14 protein-coding genes and 1 pseudogene are annotated in these 17617 nt (G+C 33.0%); 12 read left to right on the top strand and 3 right to left on the bottom strand.

The annotated features are described in order from the left end of the window. Positions 1 to 13 precede the first annotated feature (13 nt). Positions 14 to 400, bottom strand: a complete 387-nt coding sequence (locus tag ADI86_RS08385; protein ID WP_000985015.1) for a YdcP family protein — start codon at positions 398 to 400, stop codon at positions 14 to 16. A gap of 15 nt (positions 401 to 415) precedes the next feature. Beyond that, a complete protein-coding gene (locus tag ADI86_RS08380) occupies positions 416 to 730 on the bottom strand; it encodes a YdcP family protein (RefSeq protein ID WP_000420682.1) in 315 nt (104 codons plus the stop codon). Positions 731 to 1606: 876 nt separating this feature from the next. On the opposite strand from ADI86_RS08380, the gene ADI86_RS08370 reads away from it, so the two are divergent. From ADI86_RS08370 to ADI86_RS08315, 12 genes are all read left to right on the top strand, one after another. Next, the gene (locus tag ADI86_RS08370; RefSeq protein ID WP_049532574.1) at positions 1607 to 2017 is read left to right on the top strand and encodes a thrombospondin type 3 repeat-containing protein; all 411 of its coding nucleotides are present in this window, start codon (positions 1607 to 1609) and stop codon (positions 2015 to 2017) included. Positions 2018 to 2064: 47 nt separating this feature from the next. Further along, positions 2065 to 8283, top strand: a complete 6219-nt coding sequence (locus tag ADI86_RS08365) for a DEAD/DEAH box helicase family protein (protein WP_193390665.1) — start codon at positions 2065 to 2067, stop codon at positions 8281 to 8283. A 74-nt stretch (positions 8284 to 8357) separates the two neighbouring features. Next, a complete protein-coding gene (locus tag ADI86_RS08360; protein WP_049532572.1) occupies positions 8358 to 8642 on the top strand; it encodes a DUF5962 family protein in 285 nt (94 codons plus the stop codon). 13 nt (positions 8643 to 8655) lie between these two features. Further along, positions 8656 to 8943: a DUF5966 family protein gene (locus ADI86_RS08355; RefSeq protein ID WP_049532571.1), complete on the top strand. Its 288-nt coding sequence runs from the start codon at positions 8656 to 8658 to the stop codon at positions 8941 to 8943. 173 nt (positions 8944 to 9116) lie between these two features. Then, positions 9117 to 10484: a S8 family peptidase gene (locus tag ADI86_RS08350; RefSeq protein WP_049532570.1), complete on the top strand. Its 1368-nt coding sequence runs from the start codon at positions 9117 to 9119 to the stop codon at positions 10482 to 10484. A 129-nt stretch (positions 10485 to 10613) separates the two neighbouring features. Beyond that, the gene (locus ADI86_RS08345; protein ID WP_049532569.1) at positions 10614 to 11297 is read left to right on the top strand and encodes a response regulator transcription factor; all 684 of its coding nucleotides are present in this window, start codon (positions 10614 to 10616) and stop codon (positions 11295 to 11297) included. Continuing rightward, positions 11290 to 12633: a sensor histidine kinase gene (locus ADI86_RS08340; protein ID WP_049532568.1), complete on the top strand. Its 1344-nt coding sequence runs from the start codon at positions 11290 to 11292 to the stop codon at positions 12631 to 12633. The genes ADI86_RS08345 and ADI86_RS08340 overlap by 8 nt, the downstream gene beginning before the upstream one ends. 170 nt (positions 12634 to 12803) lie before the next feature. After that, on the top strand, positions 12804 to 13490 hold the full coding sequence (locus ADI86_RS08335) for an ABC transporter ATP-binding protein (protein ID WP_001025883.1): 687 nt from the start codon (positions 12804 to 12806) through the stop codon (positions 13488 to 13490). Beyond that, a complete protein-coding gene (locus ADI86_RS08330; protein ID WP_000590350.1) occupies positions 13487 to 14227 on the top strand; it encodes a hypothetical protein in 741 nt (246 codons plus the stop codon). The genes ADI86_RS08335 and ADI86_RS08330 overlap by 4 nt, the downstream gene beginning before the upstream one ends. Further along, positions 14205 to 14882, top strand: coding sequence for a hypothetical protein (locus tag ADI86_RS08325; RefSeq protein WP_000615442.1), 678 nt, complete (start codon positions 14205 to 14207; stop codon positions 14880 to 14882). Before ADI86_RS08330 ends, ADI86_RS08325 begins: the two co-directional genes overlap by 23 nt. A 246-nt stretch (positions 14883 to 15128) precedes the next feature. Then, positions 15129 to 15773: a hypothetical protein gene (locus ADI86_RS08320; protein WP_049532567.1), complete on the top strand. Its 645-nt coding sequence runs from the start codon at positions 15129 to 15131 to the stop codon at positions 15771 to 15773. Then, positions 15766 to 16197: a hypothetical protein gene (locus tag ADI86_RS08315; protein ID WP_049532566.1), complete on the top strand. Its 432-nt coding sequence runs from the start codon at positions 15766 to 15768 to the stop codon at positions 16195 to 16197. The genes ADI86_RS08320 and ADI86_RS08315 overlap by 8 nt, the downstream gene beginning before the upstream one ends. 421 nt (positions 16198 to 16618) lie before the next feature. On the opposite strand, the pseudogene ADI86_RS12360 reads toward ADI86_RS08315, so the two are convergent. Then, a pseudogene (locus tag ADI86_RS12360) lies at positions 16619 to 17228 on the bottom strand (IS5/IS1182 family transposase); the annotation flags it as partial. Positions 17229 to 17617 lie beyond the last annotated feature (389 nt).

The raw sequence follows: 17617 nt of genomic DNA, 5'->3' as shown, positions 1-17617 counted from the left end.
TTCTACCTAGCGACTATTTGTCTTGTGTCGGTTCTTTCTTTGCTTGTGGTTGAGCTTTGAATGAACTAGAATCCTTTGTCAGCACAATATCGTCTGCCTTGATATACCAGTCAACATCTGCTCCTTGATAGGTGGCAGTAGCAACGGTGTCCGCAATGGGATTGATAAGTTCCACCCGTGCGTTATAATCAAACTCTTTCAAAGGCACGCTGGCAGGAATACTTACTTGAATCATGCGTCCTTGTCCTTTGGATTTTAAGTCATAGGTACGTTCCTTGATTTCATCTGAAACCGACCCGTCTTCATTTTGGATTCTCACTTCACGACGTAGAGCAGAGAATTTCAATTCTCCAAAAGTCGTGTCTTTATCTAATACAATGCCATTTGCTAATCTCATCATTTTTCCTCTCTTTCTTTATTCTTTTATCATGTCGTCAGCATGTAAAAGGTAATTTGTAAAACCACGAGTGCCGATTTTGTAGCCCTCTGCGGTAATACGTGGATTGACTAACTTCACACGTTCCTCAAAGCCGAAATGTTTTTCGCCAGCTTCAGCAGGAAGCACCACCACAATATCATCTGCTCTTTGAACATCAGAATAGAGATTATAGCTTCTTGATAAGACAGTTAGCCGTCCGTTGATTCTTCGCTGAACGACTTTATCCTCGCCAGCAAATTCTAAATTGCCGAATGTTTTTTCCATGTTGGGAATCACAAATTTAAGTTCCATATTTTTACCTATCCTTTCTTTTTTATTGGCTGAATGAATGTTTGATGGTCTTAAAGAGTGGGGAACGACCTTTTGATTCTTGATTTTTTGTTTTCATAAGTTCACTTCCTTTCAAAATCGGGTAAAAAAATAGACACCTCATTTTTTGAAGTGTCTACCTATTAAATATTCAAATTTTATTGGAAGTATCTTTATATCTTCACTTTTCAAGGATAAATCGTCGTATCAAAGCTCATTCATAAGTAGTAAATTAGTAGTAAATTGAGTGGTTTTGACCTTGATAAAGTGTGATAAGTCCAGTTTTTATGCGGATAACTAGATTTTTATGCTATTTTTTTCTAAAAAAACAGTAAGAAAGCGTAAAAAATCAATTCCTGTACTAGCGTGTAATTGAAATTTTTTAGTTTTGGCGTTAGAACTGTTTCCTCAGTCCTAGCCCCTTCTCTTTTTGATAAGTATGCTTGGCAGAAAGTAGTTTGTAAATGATTCTGAGAATCTTATGAGCATAAGCAATGACGGCCTTCATCTTGCTTACTCTTTGGGAAATTCGATTATAAAAAAAAGAAAAAGCTGGATCCTTGGAATGTGCTGCAATTAATCCCGACATGGTCAAAGCCTGTTTTATTTAGCGATTTCCTTGCGTGATGTGTGAGGATTTTTTAATGCCAGCACTATAGGCTAAACATCTTTTTCTGTCATGAGTTAGCAGGCTCTGCCTGATTAGAGTTTTACATGTAATCTATTTTAATAGTAATGTTTTATCATTTTCAGGAGAACGCAGTTTTGGCTCGTTCTCTTTTTTGTTGTGATACTTCTTTCAAGGAATATTTGGTAGGATTGGAGTGAAAAAAGATTAACTAGGAAAGAAGGAAGTATATGGAAGCCATTTATCAACGTGATTCGGATCAAGATGGACTAACTGATGCTCAAGAATTGGCGCTAGGAACCAATCCTCTTAGCGCAGATTCTGATGGTGATGGACGTTCAGATTTAGTGGAAGTAGAAGAAGGAACAAATCCCTTAGAAAAGGATTTACAAAACATAAACCAAACAAGTTTAACTGAACCATCCTCAGTATTTATGGAAATGAAACAAAAGATTTCAGATATGATGGAGAGTCACTACAAGGAATTTATACAGGCTCTGATTAGTATTGAAACAGGGATTGAAAACCAACAAGACCTAGAAGACTTATATACTTACTACATGAGAACAGATGCCGTTTCTCTTTTGTCTAGTGATTTAGAAACCAGTTCTCAAGAGGTTGAAATGGAGATAGAGTTGTAGGGGAATCATGTGATTCTCCTATTTTCGTATAGATGAAAGGAGCGAGTATGGAAGTAATGCAATTATTGGCTATGTTTCGTGGAACAATTCCAAAAGATAGGGAGAAAATGGACCTATTTCTTCGATATCAAGCGCAACATTTTGATGAGAAATGGCAGGACTTGGTAGAGAGTTTTTTGGCTGAAGAGGGTAAGATAGAAGAGATACCTCATGTCTATTCGTTTCATCAAGATATTGTTTCTTTCCTAGAGGCCAGTTCTGAAAATAATGACCAAGATTTAGAAAGTTACACAAGAAATTTTGGGCAAGCGGGTCTAGGTAAATTATCTCAATTAAGTAATTTTGAGAAAAACTTAGTTCTGGAAGTCGCAACCTATAACCTTTCCACTCGATTTTACATCCAATCTGAAAAAGAAAAGCTAACACCATTAAGTGAGCTTGTATGTCATCAGAATCAGGAGGTCAATTTAGTCAATGTTTATCGGGTTGCGAATAATCTATCTGACCGCATTAGTAGAGATATAGAGGAATTTCTTCTAATGGTTGATTCCAAAGAACTAGAAAAAGAGGTTCTTGAGATTCATTTTGAAGAAAAAGAGGGAGATGTTCTAGCCTATTTGGGTTCAGAATTGATGGCTACTTTAGATACCGTTACGGATCTTGTCCATCATGAAGGAAACTACCAACAACTACCACTGACACAAAAGCTGAAGATTATTACTCATTTTGATGATGTAAAGGCTAGAAGCGAAAAATCTAAGCAAGTAGAGGAAGCGGTCTTACCTTTAGATAATATTGACCAGGTAGAAGAAAATGTGGAAGTTCATTCCCTATCTAAAGTAGATAAAATTGTAGAAGAAGCTTTGAGGGAATATCCAATCGGTTCACAAGTAAGTTATAAAGGTCAAGTATTTCAGTTGGTTTCGATTGAAAATGCCCAGTTAAATGACTTAGTTCGCCTAGAGCTATTCAATGATTCCAACCAGTTATTTGAAGAAAATCCTATCTTATACTTGAACAGTTTGGAAGAGATTGAACAAGTATTGTCTCTTGTAGAACTTGAAAAAGAAGATTCAGAGATTGAGATTGATTCATCAAGTGAAAGTCAGGAAATAGATTTGTTTTCCTATCTGGAAGAAGAAAATGAAAAGGATAAGGAAACAGAAACTCTTATTTCAAGTATAGAAGAGTTGGATATCCCTGTTCAAGATTTCGTTTTTCCAGATGATTTAGAGGACTTTTACCCTAAGACAAATCGAGAAAAAATTGAAACGAATATCGCTGCAATTGACCTTGTTAAAAGATTAGAAAAAGAGGGACGACAAGCGAATCCAGAAGAACAAGAACTACTAGCTAAGTATGTTGGATGGGGTGGTCTTGCCAATGAATTTTTCGATGAACTCAATCCAAAGTATGAAGCAGAACGTTTAACTCTTAAGAGTTTAGTAAGTAAATCAGAATACTCGACCATGAAACAAAGTTCTCTCACAGCCTATTATACAGACCCAATGATTATTCGCCAGATTTGGCAAAAATTAATGGATGATGGTTTTGAGGGAGGAAGGATATTAGATCCTTCTATGGGGACTGGGAACTTCTTTGCGGCGATGCCTAGAAGTATACGAGATAAATCAGAACTCTATGGGGTTGAATTAGACAGTGTGACAGGCGAAATCGCAAAACAACTCCATCCAAATGTCCACATTGAAGTGCGAGGATTTGAAGAAGTTCCCTATCAAAATAATAGTTTTGATTTAGTCTTAACGAATGTTCCATTTGGAAATTTTCGCATTGCCGATAAAAACTATGATAAACCTTATATGATTCATGATTACTTTGTCAAACACTCACTTGATTTAGTAAGAGACGGAGGACAAGTGTCGATTATCTCATCTATCGGGACAATGGATAAGCGGACAGATAATGTCTTACAAGAGATTAAAACCAACACTCATTTTTTAGGGGGAGTTCGTTTGCCGGATACGGCTTTTAAAAAGATTGCAGGTACTCGAGTGACCACAGATCTCCTCTTCTTTCAAAAGAATCAAGCAAAGAATCTTAATGAAGAGGAACTTGTTTTTAGTGGTTCTATTCCCTTTGAGGAGGATAAGCGTGTCTGGATCAATCCTTATTTTGATGGGAAATACAATACACAAGTTTTGGGTGAATATGAAGTACGTAATTTTAATGGAGGAACCCTCAATGTTAAGGGGGAATCAGAAACATTAGCTACTGAAATAATGAAAGCATTCGAGAATGTGGAAGCACCTAAACAAATTGACAATTCTTTGAAAGCACCTGTTTTTATCCAAGAAGAAGTGGATAATTCTATCCCAAGTCGTATACGTGAGGACTTAGCGCTCTATTCTTTTGGATATGAGGGAAATCAAATTTATTACCGAGATACGCATGGCATTCGGAAAAGTTCAAAAGTAGACGAAATTAGTTATTATGTAGATGAGAAGGGAGATTTTAAAGCTTGGGACAGTTCTTTGTCTGAACATAAAATAGACCGATTCGTGCAACTTCATTTGACAGAAGAGGAAGCACTAGATGTTTACAAGTCAGAAGAAGCGAGTAAAAGAGGGAAATATAAGGGACTGTTCAAAAAAACGGTCTTTTATGAAAGCCCCTTATCGGATAAGGATATTAGTCGCATTAAGGGCATGGTTGATTTGAGAGAGACCTATCAAGCCTTAATTGAAATTCAACGCCATCCAGATTATAGTCGGACAGATTTTCAGGTATTACTTAGTAAACTCAATCGTGACTATGATCGGTTTGTAAGCCAATTTGGATACTTGAATGTCTCAGTCAATCGAAACTTATTTGATAGTGACGATAAGTATTCTTTACTAGCAAGTTTAGAAGATGAATACATTGATTCTAAAGATCAGAAAGTAAAATATAAAAAATCTTTAGCCTTTGAGAAAGCATTGGTTAGGCCGGAGAGAGTGATTACAAGAGTTTCAACGGCTTTAGATGCCTTAAACTCCAGTTTATCAGATGGTAGAGGGGTTGATATAGACTTTATGGTATCAATTTACCCTGAACATAGCCAAGCAGCTATTTTAGATGAGTTGGGTGACCAGATCTTAATGGATCCAGAAAGCTATTTAAGAGGGGAAAGAAATTATCTTTCTAAGAACCAGTTTTTGTCAGGAGATATTCTCAACAAGATAGAAGTAGTTCAACTATTAGTAGAGGAAAACAACCAAGAATGTGATTGGACTCATGCGTTAGATTTGTTAGAATCTGTTCGCCCTCCAAGGATTCATCTGGCAGATATTGAGTTTAAAATAGGGTCACGTTGGATTCCTCAATCCGTTTATGGTAAATTTGCCTTTGAATGTTTTACCAACCGTGAATTTGAATTGTCTTCGCCTGATGTTGAACAAGTCATTGAAGTGAATCCTGTCGATGGGCAGGTTCATTTAAGGACACCATTTGCTTATCGCTATCCAAGTGCCAAAGATAGTAGTCTTGGAGTCAGTGGCTCACGTTATGATACAGGAAGAAAGATTTTTGAGAATTTACTTAATTCGAACCAACCGACTATTACTATGACTGTTACGGAAGGGGAAAAGAAAAAGACCATCACAGATTTGGAAAAAACCTCTGTTCTAAGAGCAAAAGAGCAGCATTTACAAGAACTCTTTCAAGACTTTGTCTCACGGTATCCAGAAGTTCAACAAGTCATTGAAGAAAGTTATAATCGTTTTTATAATCGAACGGTTAGTCGAGAGTATGACGGTAGCCATTTAGTCATTGATGGCTTGGCACAAAACATCAGTCTTCGTCCTCATCAAGAGAATGCCATTCAAAGAATTGTAGAAGAAAAAAGAGCCTTGTTAGCTCATGAGGTAGGTTCAGGAAAGACCTTGACCATGCTTGGTGCTGGCTTTAAATTAAAGGAGTTGGGGATGGTTCATAAGCCCTTGTATGTGGTGCCCTCTAGTTTGTCTGCTCAGTTTGGCCAAGAAATCATGAAATTTTTCCCTACTAAAAAAGTCTTTGTGACCACTAAGAAAGATTTTGTGAAGGCAAGAAGAAAACAGTTTGTGTCACGTATTATTACAGGAGATTACGATGCCATTGTCATTGGGGATTCTCAATTTGAAAAAATCCCTGTCAGTAAGGAAAGACAGATGAATTATATCGAGGATAAACTGAATGAACTACGAGAGATTAAAACACATTCTGAAAATAAGTACACCGTTAAAGAAGCAGAGCAATCAATAAGTGGTCTTGAGAAACAATTGGAAGAACTCCAACGCTTTAATCGTGATAGTTTTATTGATTTTGAGAACTTAGGAATTGATTTTCTCTTTGTGGATGAAGCACATCACTTTAAAAATATACGTCCAATTACTGGACTTGGAAATGTAGCAGGGATTACCAATACAACGTCTAAGAAGAATGTGGATATGGAAATGAAGGTTCGACAGATTCAGGAAGAACATGATTTTAAAAATATTGTCTTTGCGACAGGAACACCTGTTTCAAATTCAATTAGTGAGCTGTATACTATGATGAACTACATTCAACCGGATATCTTAAAACGCTATCAAGTTGATTATTTTGACTCTTGGGTAGGTGCTTTTGGAGAAATTCAAAACTCTATGGAATTAGCTCCTACAGGGGATAAGTACCAGCCTAAGAAACGATTTAAAAAGTTTGTCAATCTACCTGAATTGATGAAAATCTATAAAGAAACAGCCGACATTCAAACACAAGATATGTTGGATTTACCTGTACCAGAAGCCCATATTATCCCTATTGAGAGTGAGTTAACTGAAAACCAGAAACTCTATCTAGAAGAATTGGTTATGAGATCAGATGCGGTCAAATGTGGAACAGTTGATCCAAGTCAGGATAACATGTTAAAAATTACGGGTGAGGCACGAAAATTAGCTATTGATATGCGTTTATTGGACTCTAGTTATAGTCTAGCAGACAATCATAAACTGCTTCAGGTAGTGGATAATGTTGAAAGAATTTATCGTGAGGGAATGGAAAATAAGGCTACTCAGATGATTTTTTCAGATATTGGCACACCTAAGAAAAAAGATAATGGCTTTGATGTTTATTCTGAGATTAAGGCTTTATTAGTTGATAGAGGAATCCCTAGTATGGAAATTGCCTTTGTACATGATGCCAATAGTGATGAAAAGAAGAATAGCTTGTCTCGAAAGGTTAATGCAGGAGAGGTTCGGGTTCTTCTTGCCTCAACTGAAAAAGGAGGAACAGGTTTAAATGTTCAGAGCAAGATGAAAGCAGTTCACCACCTGGATGTACCGTGGAGACCAAGTGACATTCAGCAACGTAATGGACGTATTATCCGACAGGGAAATGAAAACAAGGAAGTGGATATTTACCACTATATTACCAAAGGTTCGTTTGATAATTATCTATGGGCAACTCAGGAGAACAAACTCCGTTATATTAAGCAGATTATGACTTCTAAGGAGCCGATTCGTGCTGCGGAAGATATTGATGAACAGACTATGACAGCTTCTGATTTTAAGGCACTAGCAACAGGTAATCCTTATCTCAAATATAAGATGGAACTAGAGAATGATCTAACTCTATTAGAAAATCAAAGACGCGCCTTTCAACGCAGCAAGGATCACTATCGTCATACAATCTCTTACTGTGAAGAAAATATGCCCATTCTTGAGAAACGATTAAGCAAGTATGAAGGCGACATTCAACAGTCTGAAATGTCGAAAGACCAATCATTTTCTATGACGATAGGTAAACAAGTTTTTGAGCAACGAGCTGAAGCAGGTGAATCCCTACACCGTCTTATCCGTCATAATCAATCTGACAGCAAAGAATTTCGAACCCTAGCAAGTTATCGAGGATTTGACATTAAAATGCTTAGTCTACCAACGAATCAGCCTCTTCCTGAAACCTTCTCTGTTAAGATTGTAGGAGAAAATCAGTATTCTGTTAGTTTGGATTTGTATTCTCCTTTGGGGACAATTCAAAGGCTTCAGCATACGATAGACCACATTAAAGATGACCAAGTGAAAACTCAGAACTTATTGGATGAATTAAAGGATAAATGGACTACTGCTAAGGTAGAAATTGAGAAAAATTTTCCAAAGGAAGAGGATTATCAAACTAAAAAGGCCGAATACGATGTACTCGCGCCATTGATTGAAACAGAAACGGATTTAGATATTATTGATCAGGCCTTAAGACAATTCCATGAAAAAGGAAAAGAAAAGCAAGAACAACTTTCTTTTGAATTAGATTAAAAAATAGATACAAATAGCGGACAAGAAAAGAAAAGCGCGGTAGAATAAAGATAGAAAAAAGCGAGGTAACGATTATGATGGAAGATACCTATTATCAATTAGAAGAGGCTTTGGTACAGGGATTTCAAACGCCTGAAGAATACCAAGCCTACAAGGAGTTAAAGGAACATTATGAGGAAGTGACAGGGGATTACAGCTTTTCCAAACGAGAACTCACTAGTCAATTGGAAATCGCGCTTCAGAATCATCGAGGTGTGGACTTTGAAGATCATGAGAAAGAGGAGTATTTGGACTTAGTTCAAAAGCTAGAGGAATTTGATTCCTCTCTTGCCACCCATTATCGTCAGTTGATTGATTAGAAAGGAGAAAGTCATGAATGATTTACTCCTTATCCCAGTAATTTTTTTAGCAGTAGGAGGAATTCTCATTCTTTTATGGAGGATCTTCCTTATTGCCAGTGGACTTTTCCTGATTGGTTTTGTCAGTTTTCTTATTTTCGTGGAGGGTTATGGAATTTATCTGTTCTTTACTGAGACTGAACTTTACACGGCAGATTTAGCTCAAAATGGATTATTTGGTTTTACGACTTTCTTTATCATCTTTAATTTAGTTTTACTTGCTTTAGCATGCTGGACAGGATATAAGTGGAAGAAGGGATAGAAAATAATCTGAACAAGTTCAAAACTTATGCCGTTTTTAGGACATGAAAAATTTTAGAAATTGATTCTTTCTTAAATTTGAATTTCACTAGTAGTGTAAAGATGATTTTTTCTCTGAATAAAATCTGAATTTTCTCTGGTATAATCTCAAATAAAAACATTAAGGAGGATTATATGAATAAAAAGTTCTTATTATCAGTTGGAGTATTATTTCCATTATTTTTTTCAGTCCATGGAGTTCAAGCGACTGCTGGATCAGATTTTAAATATAATATACTACTGAAAGAGACAGAAACAGTTGATACTATCCAACAAAAATTTATTAAACAGGGTATGCAAATTATCGATATTATTCCTGAAATAAATCTTATTACTGTTTCGACTGGAAAAAGTAAAGAAGAGATAAAGAAAGAAAATAATAATTCGATAAAAGAAATAGTTATTGATGGTATGATGAATGTAAAGCCTAATGTCACTTATCTGTATGGAGAAAGTGTAATTACAACTAACAATATGAATTTTTGGGATTATCAATGGGATATGCAAAAGAGTATTGGTACAGGTAGAAAATTTAGTCATAAATCTACTGGTGAAGCTACTATTGGTGTGATAGACTCAGGTGTTACTTACGATAACCCAGAAGTATCTTCAAATATTATTTCTGTCAAGAACTTTACAGCGGATTTGGAAACGGGCTTAATTGATAATCAAAATATATTAGATAAAACAGGCCATGGAACTTCTGTGGTTGGACAGATTTCATCAAACGGAAATTATTTAGGTATTGCTCCTGGAATGAAAGTTAGAATGTATCGAGTATTTGATAAAGGAAATGCACAAGATCAGTGGATATTAAAGGCAATTATTCAAGCAGCGAAAGATGATGTTGATGTTATTAATCTAAGTTTGGGTGAATACTTGCTAAAAAACTCAACTATAGAAGATGACCAAACAGCATTAATTAACATTTATCAGAGAGCAATCAATTATGCGTATAGTCAGGGTTCAATAATTGTTGCTTCAGTAGGTGATGAGGGTCTAGATTTAAATAATCAAGAATCATTGAAACATTACCTTGGAGAACTTAAGGGGAAGGATTATTCACATATAGATGGAAAAGTTATGGATATTCCTGCGGGATTAGACAATGTTGTAACAGTAGGGTCAGTAAATGATAACGATTTTGTATCTAGTTTTTCAAATAAAGGAAATAATGTAATAGATATATATGCAACAGGAGGAGGAAGTCATAAACTAGCAACAGTTGGATATGAACAGTGGGCAAATGATAAAACATTTGAAAAAGAATGGGTTATTGTACCGACACTTGAAGGGAAATATACTTATGCTTATGGGACATCCATTTCAACACCAAAGGTTTCAGCAGCACTTGGGTTAATCATTGAGAAATATCATTTGAAAGATCAACCAGATGAGGTAATTAAATTATTGTATGATAATTGCTGTATAGGTAATGACATTGACGGCACTCAAATTAGATTATTAAATATTACGAATTTTGTTCAAGATAGTGTAAAATAGATTTGTACTATTTTTTAAAAATATAATTTAAAAAATAAAGAACAATTACAAATTGATGTATTGAGACTATTCTTTGTCAAGAATACGGAGCTTTGCAGATAGTTCTCTAAAATATTTTGAGGTGATAGAATGTATAAGATATTAGTTGTAGATGACGATTTTGAAATTTTGAAACTGATGCGAACTATTTTAGAGATGAAAAACTATCAGGTAACGACGTATCAAGAAGTCACCGTACCAATCAATATTAATAATTTCAAAGGATTTGATTTGATTTTATTAGATGTAATGATGCCTAATATAGATGGTATGCAAATTTGTAAGCAGATTAGAAATAAAGTAAGATCTCCTATTATTTTTGTTAGTGCAAAAGATACCGAAGATGATATAGTATCAGGGTTGAATTTAGGAGGAGATGACTATATTACAAAACCTTTCAGCATCAATCAATTAATTGCCAAAGTTGCTGCAAATCTCAAACGAGAAGAACGATACAAACAAGGTGAATTAAGTAATCAAATTGTTCGAGAATTATCCCCAATAACGATTTATTTACAAGAAAAAATTGTTTGTATTAATGGAGATAGTCTTGCCTTTACAAGTAGGGAATATGATATCATAGAGCTATTATCTAGCAATCCAAGAAAAATTTTTACTGTACAAGATATATATGAAAACGTTTATGATGATGATGCTGAAACCCTCTTTCGTTCAATATCTGAGTATATCTATCAAATAAGATTAAAATTCTCATCCTATGGAATTAATCCTATAAAAACAGTTAGAGGTATGGGATACAAGTGGCATGATTAAGAAGAATAGTACAATTAGAGGACGTATAATAAGGACTGTTTTAGAACTAGTAACAGGTACGTTACTGAGTATACTTTTATTTTTTATATTTACTTATTTACTTGTTTTTACAGGACAATTAAATGTATACGACTCTAAAATTGAAATTTCAGTGAGTGATACCAGCAATTTAAGTGATGTAGTTCAAGCAATGAATAACTCTATATTTGACTATGTTGTATTTAATCGCAAGACAGGTACAATTGAAGAGGGTAATTATCAAAAAAAGGATTTGCCTGCCTATCGAGAAGTTTTTGATAAAAATGAATCTGTAAGTAATAGTGAGGTGTATTATGGGTATTATGCTAATTCAGAGATTGTACTTACTGTCAGGCAACCCATGATACCTGAGTTTGTTAATCCGAATTTGCGTCACATTTCATTTAATCTATTTTCTTATTTATTTTTCTTCGTTTTCGAAACGATTTTACTCATTTGGTCACTTACAAGATTAATAAAAGAATTTTCAAAAAATTTTCTACTTATACAAAAAAAAGCTTTAAACATGGGGCAGTTAACATTTAAAGAAAAAAAGATTCCAGCTCAAATACAAGAGTTCGATGAAATTCTCTCTGTATTATATCAAAAGGACGACGAGTTAACTAATTTACTCAAATCAGAGAGAAGGGAGAAGGAAGATTTATCTTTTCAAGTTGGTGCATTAGCTCATGATGTAAAAACTCCTTTAACAGTACTAAAGGGAAATTTAGAGTTGCTTGAATTAACTAACTTGACTGTTCAACAGAAGGAATACACTCAGTCAATGAATAACAGTATAGTAGTTTTTGAAAGATACTTTAGTTCAATGATTGATTATTCAAGATTACTAATTGAAGATAAAGATTATGGAGAACAGATACATTTATCCGAATTTTTAAGTGAGCTGTCAGTAGAAGCGAAATCTGTAATGAATAATGCAAAGGTTGATTTCAAAATTATTAATACTACAAAATTAATATTTTTTAAGGGAAATCGCTTTAATTTAAATCGGGCATTAATTAACATTTTAGCAAATGCAGCAAGATATAGTTCTGGAGAAAAAAAAGTTACGCTTACTATCATTGAGGAAACAGAGTATATTAATTTTGTAGTGTGGAATAATGGTCTGCCTTTTACTGAACAGTCCTTATTAAATGCAGATAAGTTATTTTATACTGAGAATAAAGGTAGGAATAATAAGCACTATGGTTTAGGGTTAGCATTTGCTAAACAAGTTGCAACTAGACATTTAGGAGAATTGTTTTTATCAAATCCAGATAGAGGTGGCGCTCAAGTGACGTTGCTTATTAAAAAATAATTCTGTAAGGATATATTAGATAGCTTCCATATAATAGTTATGTATAAAAATAGATGGTTTTCTAAATTGAGGACTGTCTATTTTTTTAATTTTGTAAAATTGGAAATTCTGAACAAATTTTGAAAAATAAAGTATAACATACAAGTATAAAACAAGGAGGAATTATAGTTATGAATATACAAGTTCAAAAACTTAGAAAATCATATAAGGATAGAGAAGTACTGAAAAATATTTCTTTTGAAATAAAAGAGGGGAGTATTTGTGGATTATTAGGTATTAATGGTGCAGGAAAATCAACAATTATGAAGATTATTTTTGGTCTTGAAAATGCTGATAGTGGTACGGTTATTTTTAATGGGAAAAAAAATGCGGGTATATATGAGATTGGAGCGCTTATTGAAACTCCAGCTATCTACATGAACTTATCTGCTTATGATAACTTAAAAACAAGAGCATTGTTATATGACATTTCTGACGAACGAATTAATGAAGTATTAAACTTGATTGGGCTATCTAATACGGGAAAGAAAAAAGCAGGGAGCTTTTCTTTAGGTATGAAACAACGTTTGGGATTAGGTATGGCAATAATTACTAGTCCAGATTTGCTCATTTTAGATGAACCTACCAATGGATTGGATCCAGATGGTATAAAGGAATTGTTGAATTTAATGATTTCTTTAAAGAAATCAGGAATGACAATTCTTTTATCTAGCCATCAACTGTATGAAGTTAGTAAAGTGGCAGATAAAGTTGTTATTTTACATGATGGTCAAATTTTTTACGATGGTTCGAATGTTCAAAGTGATGATTTAGAATCTTTATTTATAAGAATTGTTCATGGAGGTGACGCAATATGATAAAAATATTTAAATCAGAATGGTTAAAACAGCGAAAAAATACATCCAAAAAATTCTTGATAATAGCTCCTGGATTGTCGATTTTAATAGCTGTATTACTTGTTGGACCGAGTATTCTAGAAAGTTTTTCAATATATTGGTGGGAAGCCGTCTTTTTGTACACGCTTATTGGATTGTTATTTTTATATGATTATAAAGCAGAAGAAGCTGCAGGAAACTTCCAGAATATATACTTTCGAAATGATAGCATAAAAATATATATCGTAAAGATACTTTTAAAATTAAAAGATTTACTCATTTCGAACGTATGGTTTTTAGCTATATTATTATTTACAAGTAATTTTTTGTATGGCGACTTAATATCATTGAATATAATTGGTGACTTAATTTGTTTAGTACTTATTTCGATAACATCCATATGGGTATTGCCACTCTTGTATCTATTTTCGAAACGGATCAACCCCTATATCTTAGTATCTATTAACTCCTTGATTTGTTTTTTGGTTGCACCTTTTATCGCTCAAAGTAGCTTTTGGTTCTTCTTTCCTTTTACATATCATTATAAAATTGCTTATAGTCTTATGTATATAAAACCGTCAGGAGATTTAGATTTAACAAATCATGTAACAGACGTTAAAATGGTAGTATTTACCGTATTTCTATCATTGATTCTATTTATTGTTTCTTTGTTAATGTTAAATTGGAGGTTAAGTAATGATCCAATTGCTAAAAAGTGAAATGATTAAATTTAAAGGTTCGTATCAACTATACATTATTTTGATTTTGTCTACTATACAACTATTGACAATTCCAATTTACATATTATCTGTAAATAACACAATTGTATTGGAAAATATTATCTTTTTACCCATGTTAGGCTATTGTATGATAACTACGATAATCACTTTATTAGTATCTGAACAAGAAATCAATGCTAATAATTATCAGAATATTAAAGGCTCGAGAAATACAGCCAGTATATGGGGAGCGAAAATTTTTGTGTTAGATTTACTATTATCTTTACTTACTATTCCTTTATGGGTAGTTGTAGGTATAGAGTTAGAACACTTTTCATATTATTTTTACGTAGGAATAGTTAGTTGGTTATTACTAATATTGCTAAATCATTTCCACATGCTATTGACATTGTTTATTGCGAAAGGTGGCAATTTACTTATTGCTGTTGTAGAAAGTTTATTTATATTATTTGCAACAAATAAAGTTTTTCTTAATATTTTTTGGATTCCAGTAATTTTACCAGTTAATATAATTTTAGAAAATAATTTTAGAAGCACAACTAATTTATTAGCTTTAACTTTTTATGTTGTATTATTGTTTGTTGCTAATTTAGTAATTGTGACCAGAAAAGGCGCTCAATCATATACTAAGTAGAGTAATTTTATATCTGAAAAATCATAGCCATTCGTCATACGGGTGGCTTATTTGTCATACAACAGGTATGTCGTAATCTAGTAAGTTCCAAACTACCGGCAAACTATTCTCTACTAGATTTTTTAAGTGAAATTCCTTGACAAAAGTTATACATAGTTGTACTATATAAGTATAGAAGGGAAACAGATGAACGCAGGTGACAGATGTGGTGCTTGTGTTTTTATTTGTAATCATAAGGAGGAGAATATGGTTTTAAATACTTCCAAAAGTATGTTAGATAAGATTGCTTGGCTTAACAAGCAAGAAGATATTACTAAGTTCTCAAAGTTACAACTACAAAAATTCTTGTTTCTATATGAAATGTTTCAATTTGTAGAAAAAAAAGACTCTGATTTTACATATTTAAAAGCTTATAAAAATGGACCAGTATTTTCAAATTTTTACGGTGATATCACCTATAGAGAAGCTGAAGTTCAAGATTATCTTAAACAAAAACAATGTGATTTTGATATTGATGAAAGTAATGCTAGAATAAGTCAATTTATTATTAATACACTGACAGATTCCGAGTTATCTGATTTGACGCATCAATTTAAAATGTGGTCTACTCATAAAGAAGAAATTGATGCTGGAAAAAAACAAATTCCAATGAGCGAAAAAGATATTACAGATGATGATATTGAAATTTTAGACCTTTTAAAAAGTTCGGAGCCTGACTACGACTATGAAATTTTAAGGATAGATCAAAAGAATTTTGTATTTTCAAAAGAGGATTTTATGAATTTAAACGAGGAACATTTAGAATTGCTGGATTCGTTAAGTACAAACGAGGAATTGTTGAATCCAGTTTATGTTGAAGTCGAATCAAGTGGGAGATTAGTCATTGATTAGCAAGAAGGATGTTATTAAGGTTTTAATGCCTTTCCCTGATGTAAATTCTGATTTAGCCTTAATAAGGCATTATTATATCTGTCATTCAAATGTTCAAAATAACAAGATATTGTTTAAGTGTCAAACTCATAAGGCTACGATGATAGCTAAATGTGGAGGAAATAAAAAGTTCAGAGAAAGTTATTTTTTGATAAGGGCAGGGGATAAAGTTCCATTTGTCCGCAATACAGTAGTGGATAAAAAAAAGATTTTTAAATTAAATAATACTATGATACCTAAACTATATCTATCTCCTGAAAAACCAAGTGATATCCCAGAACAGATTTATGAAAATATAGTGAAGGAGATTATTACAGATAGTAAGCCAGCAATAAGAACGATTAATAAGGAAAAATTCATAAAACTTAATACCGAATGTAAATAAAAATAAGATAATAGAGACTGGGTAAAAGTCTTTAAAAGCAAAAAATACATAATATTAGGTATCTAAAATAGGCGCCATAAGTTTTATAGTGGGTGAATCCCCTATAGAACTTATGGCGCTTATTTTATTGAAAAAAGTCCCATAAGTTTTCTAATGATAAAAGACTAAACCATCATTAGAAAAAATTTATATGGAATAATTACATTTTATCACAAAACTACTTGATATAAAAGATGCTAATATCTAATTATGGATGGGTAATGTCCACTTGACTTACTAAAGCGAACATTACACTAACAAGTATTTTTATGGCATAGTTAAGGATCAGATATTTGAAGTATGATTATTAGTACGTCTCACTTAGTAAAGTCCGAAATAAATAGACCATTCTCAAATATTTTTTTCGATTGTGATAAGGTTATTCCTTAATCTGAAAAGTTTTAAACCTAGTATTAAAATACTCAATTTTAATTCGTATTGTAGCCCTCTCTCTATTAAACTGCTTATCCTCTTCAGTCAATGGATGATTTTTAGAATTTTTAATAGGAATAAATGTATTCTCATGAAGATTCACAATGCCTAAATAACTCAAATACACACAGACAAGTGATTTTCTGTTAAACTATGATTCATTTTTTCTTTAAAGTGAGTAAAATCATGCGTATGACCATCTGAAAAAAACTAATTGGCATGCATGATGTATTTTTAAAGCGAGTCTGATTTGTGTCTTTATGGTGTGTTTCTTTTAGGTCGTTGAAAAGGTCTTTCTGGGACATCAATAGCTATTCTTCTAAGTTGTCTAAGTAAAATCGACTTGAAGAAAGAAGAATATCTTCTCCCCATGTTATTGTTTTGTTGACTGTAGCTATTCCATTACCAAAATCAAAAGCTAGAAGACGTTGAGTTGGATAATAGAGTGAATAACTCAAGATTAATATCAACTGTTCTTCTATACTTAATGTTTTTGGATTTATAAGTCGTATCTAGATAGGATGTCATATTTTGTAAGGCGTCTTTTTAACACTAATCAATAAATTAAAGTTCTCAGGAGTTAGTTACATTGCTTTTTCGTATCTTGTTTTTATAACTATATTATATCAATTTATAGTTTTCGAATCTTAGTGTAGTATTTAATCCATAGTAGATTCAAAATAGTATTACAAATATTTTATTAAAACGTGTCGAAAACTTTTTCTATATTGCCAATTTCTGATTATATTCTGAAAAAATAATTCTATAATTCAATTGTTCGAACAAAAATAAAAAAATTTTAAGGAGGACTCAAAAAATGAGTAACGACGATTTTAACTTGGATTTGGTAAAAGTGACTAAAGATAATTCTGGCGCTTCCCCAAGAATTATAGTCATTTAGTTTTAAAAAAGCACTCTAAACATTCAAAGATATTGGGGACTTCCCTTA

The organism is Streptococcus pseudopneumoniae (genome assembly GCF_001074975.1).
GTDB lineage: Bacteria > Bacillota > Bacilli > Lactobacillales > Streptococcaceae > Streptococcus > Streptococcus pseudopneumoniae_D.
This window is presented reverse-complemented; position numbering and strand designations above follow the sequence as displayed.

What these genes read in the sequence shown, in the direction of transcription:
- ADI86_RS08385 (WP_000985015.1), bottom strand. Translation starts at nt 400, where the DNA reads ATGATGAGATTAGCAAATGGCATTGTATTAGATAAAGACACGACTTTT.
- ADI86_RS08380 (WP_000420682.1), bottom strand. Translation starts at nt 730, where the DNA reads ATGGAACTTAAATTTGTGATTCCCAACATGGAAAAAACATTCGGCAAT.
- ADI86_RS08370 (WP_049532574.1), top strand. Translation starts at nt 1,607, where the DNA reads ATGGAAGCCATTTATCAACGTGATTCGGATCAAGATGGACTAACTGAT.
- ADI86_RS08365 (WP_193390665.1), top strand. Translation starts at nt 2,065, where the DNA reads ATGGAAGTAATGCAATTATTGGCTATGTTTCGTGGAACAATTCCAAAA.
- ADI86_RS08360 (WP_049532572.1), top strand. Translation starts at nt 8,358, where the DNA reads ATGATGGAAGATACCTATTATCAATTAGAAGAGGCTTTGGTACAGGGA.
- ADI86_RS08355 (WP_049532571.1), top strand. Translation starts at nt 8,656, where the DNA reads ATGAATGATTTACTCCTTATCCCAGTAATTTTTTTAGCAGTAGGAGGA.
- ADI86_RS08350 (WP_049532570.1), top strand. Translation starts at nt 9,117, where the DNA reads ATGAATAAAAAGTTCTTATTATCAGTTGGAGTATTATTTCCATTATTT.
- ADI86_RS08345 (WP_049532569.1), top strand. Translation starts at nt 10,614, where the DNA reads ATGTATAAGATATTAGTTGTAGATGACGATTTTGAAATTTTGAAACTG.
- ADI86_RS08340 (WP_049532568.1), top strand. Translation starts at nt 11,290, where the DNA reads ATGATTAAGAAGAATAGTACAATTAGAGGACGTATAATAAGGACTGTT.
- ADI86_RS08335 (WP_001025883.1), top strand. Translation starts at nt 12,804, where the DNA reads ATGAATATACAAGTTCAAAAACTTAGAAAATCATATAAGGATAGAGAA.
- ADI86_RS08330 (WP_000590350.1), top strand. Translation starts at nt 13,487, where the DNA reads ATGATAAAAATATTTAAATCAGAATGGTTAAAACAGCGAAAAAATACA.
- ADI86_RS08325 (WP_000615442.1), top strand. Translation starts at nt 14,205, where the DNA reads ATGATCCAATTGCTAAAAAGTGAAATGATTAAATTTAAAGGTTCGTAT.
- ADI86_RS08320 (WP_049532567.1), top strand. Translation starts at nt 15,129, where the DNA reads ATGGTTTTAAATACTTCCAAAAGTATGTTAGATAAGATTGCTTGGCTT.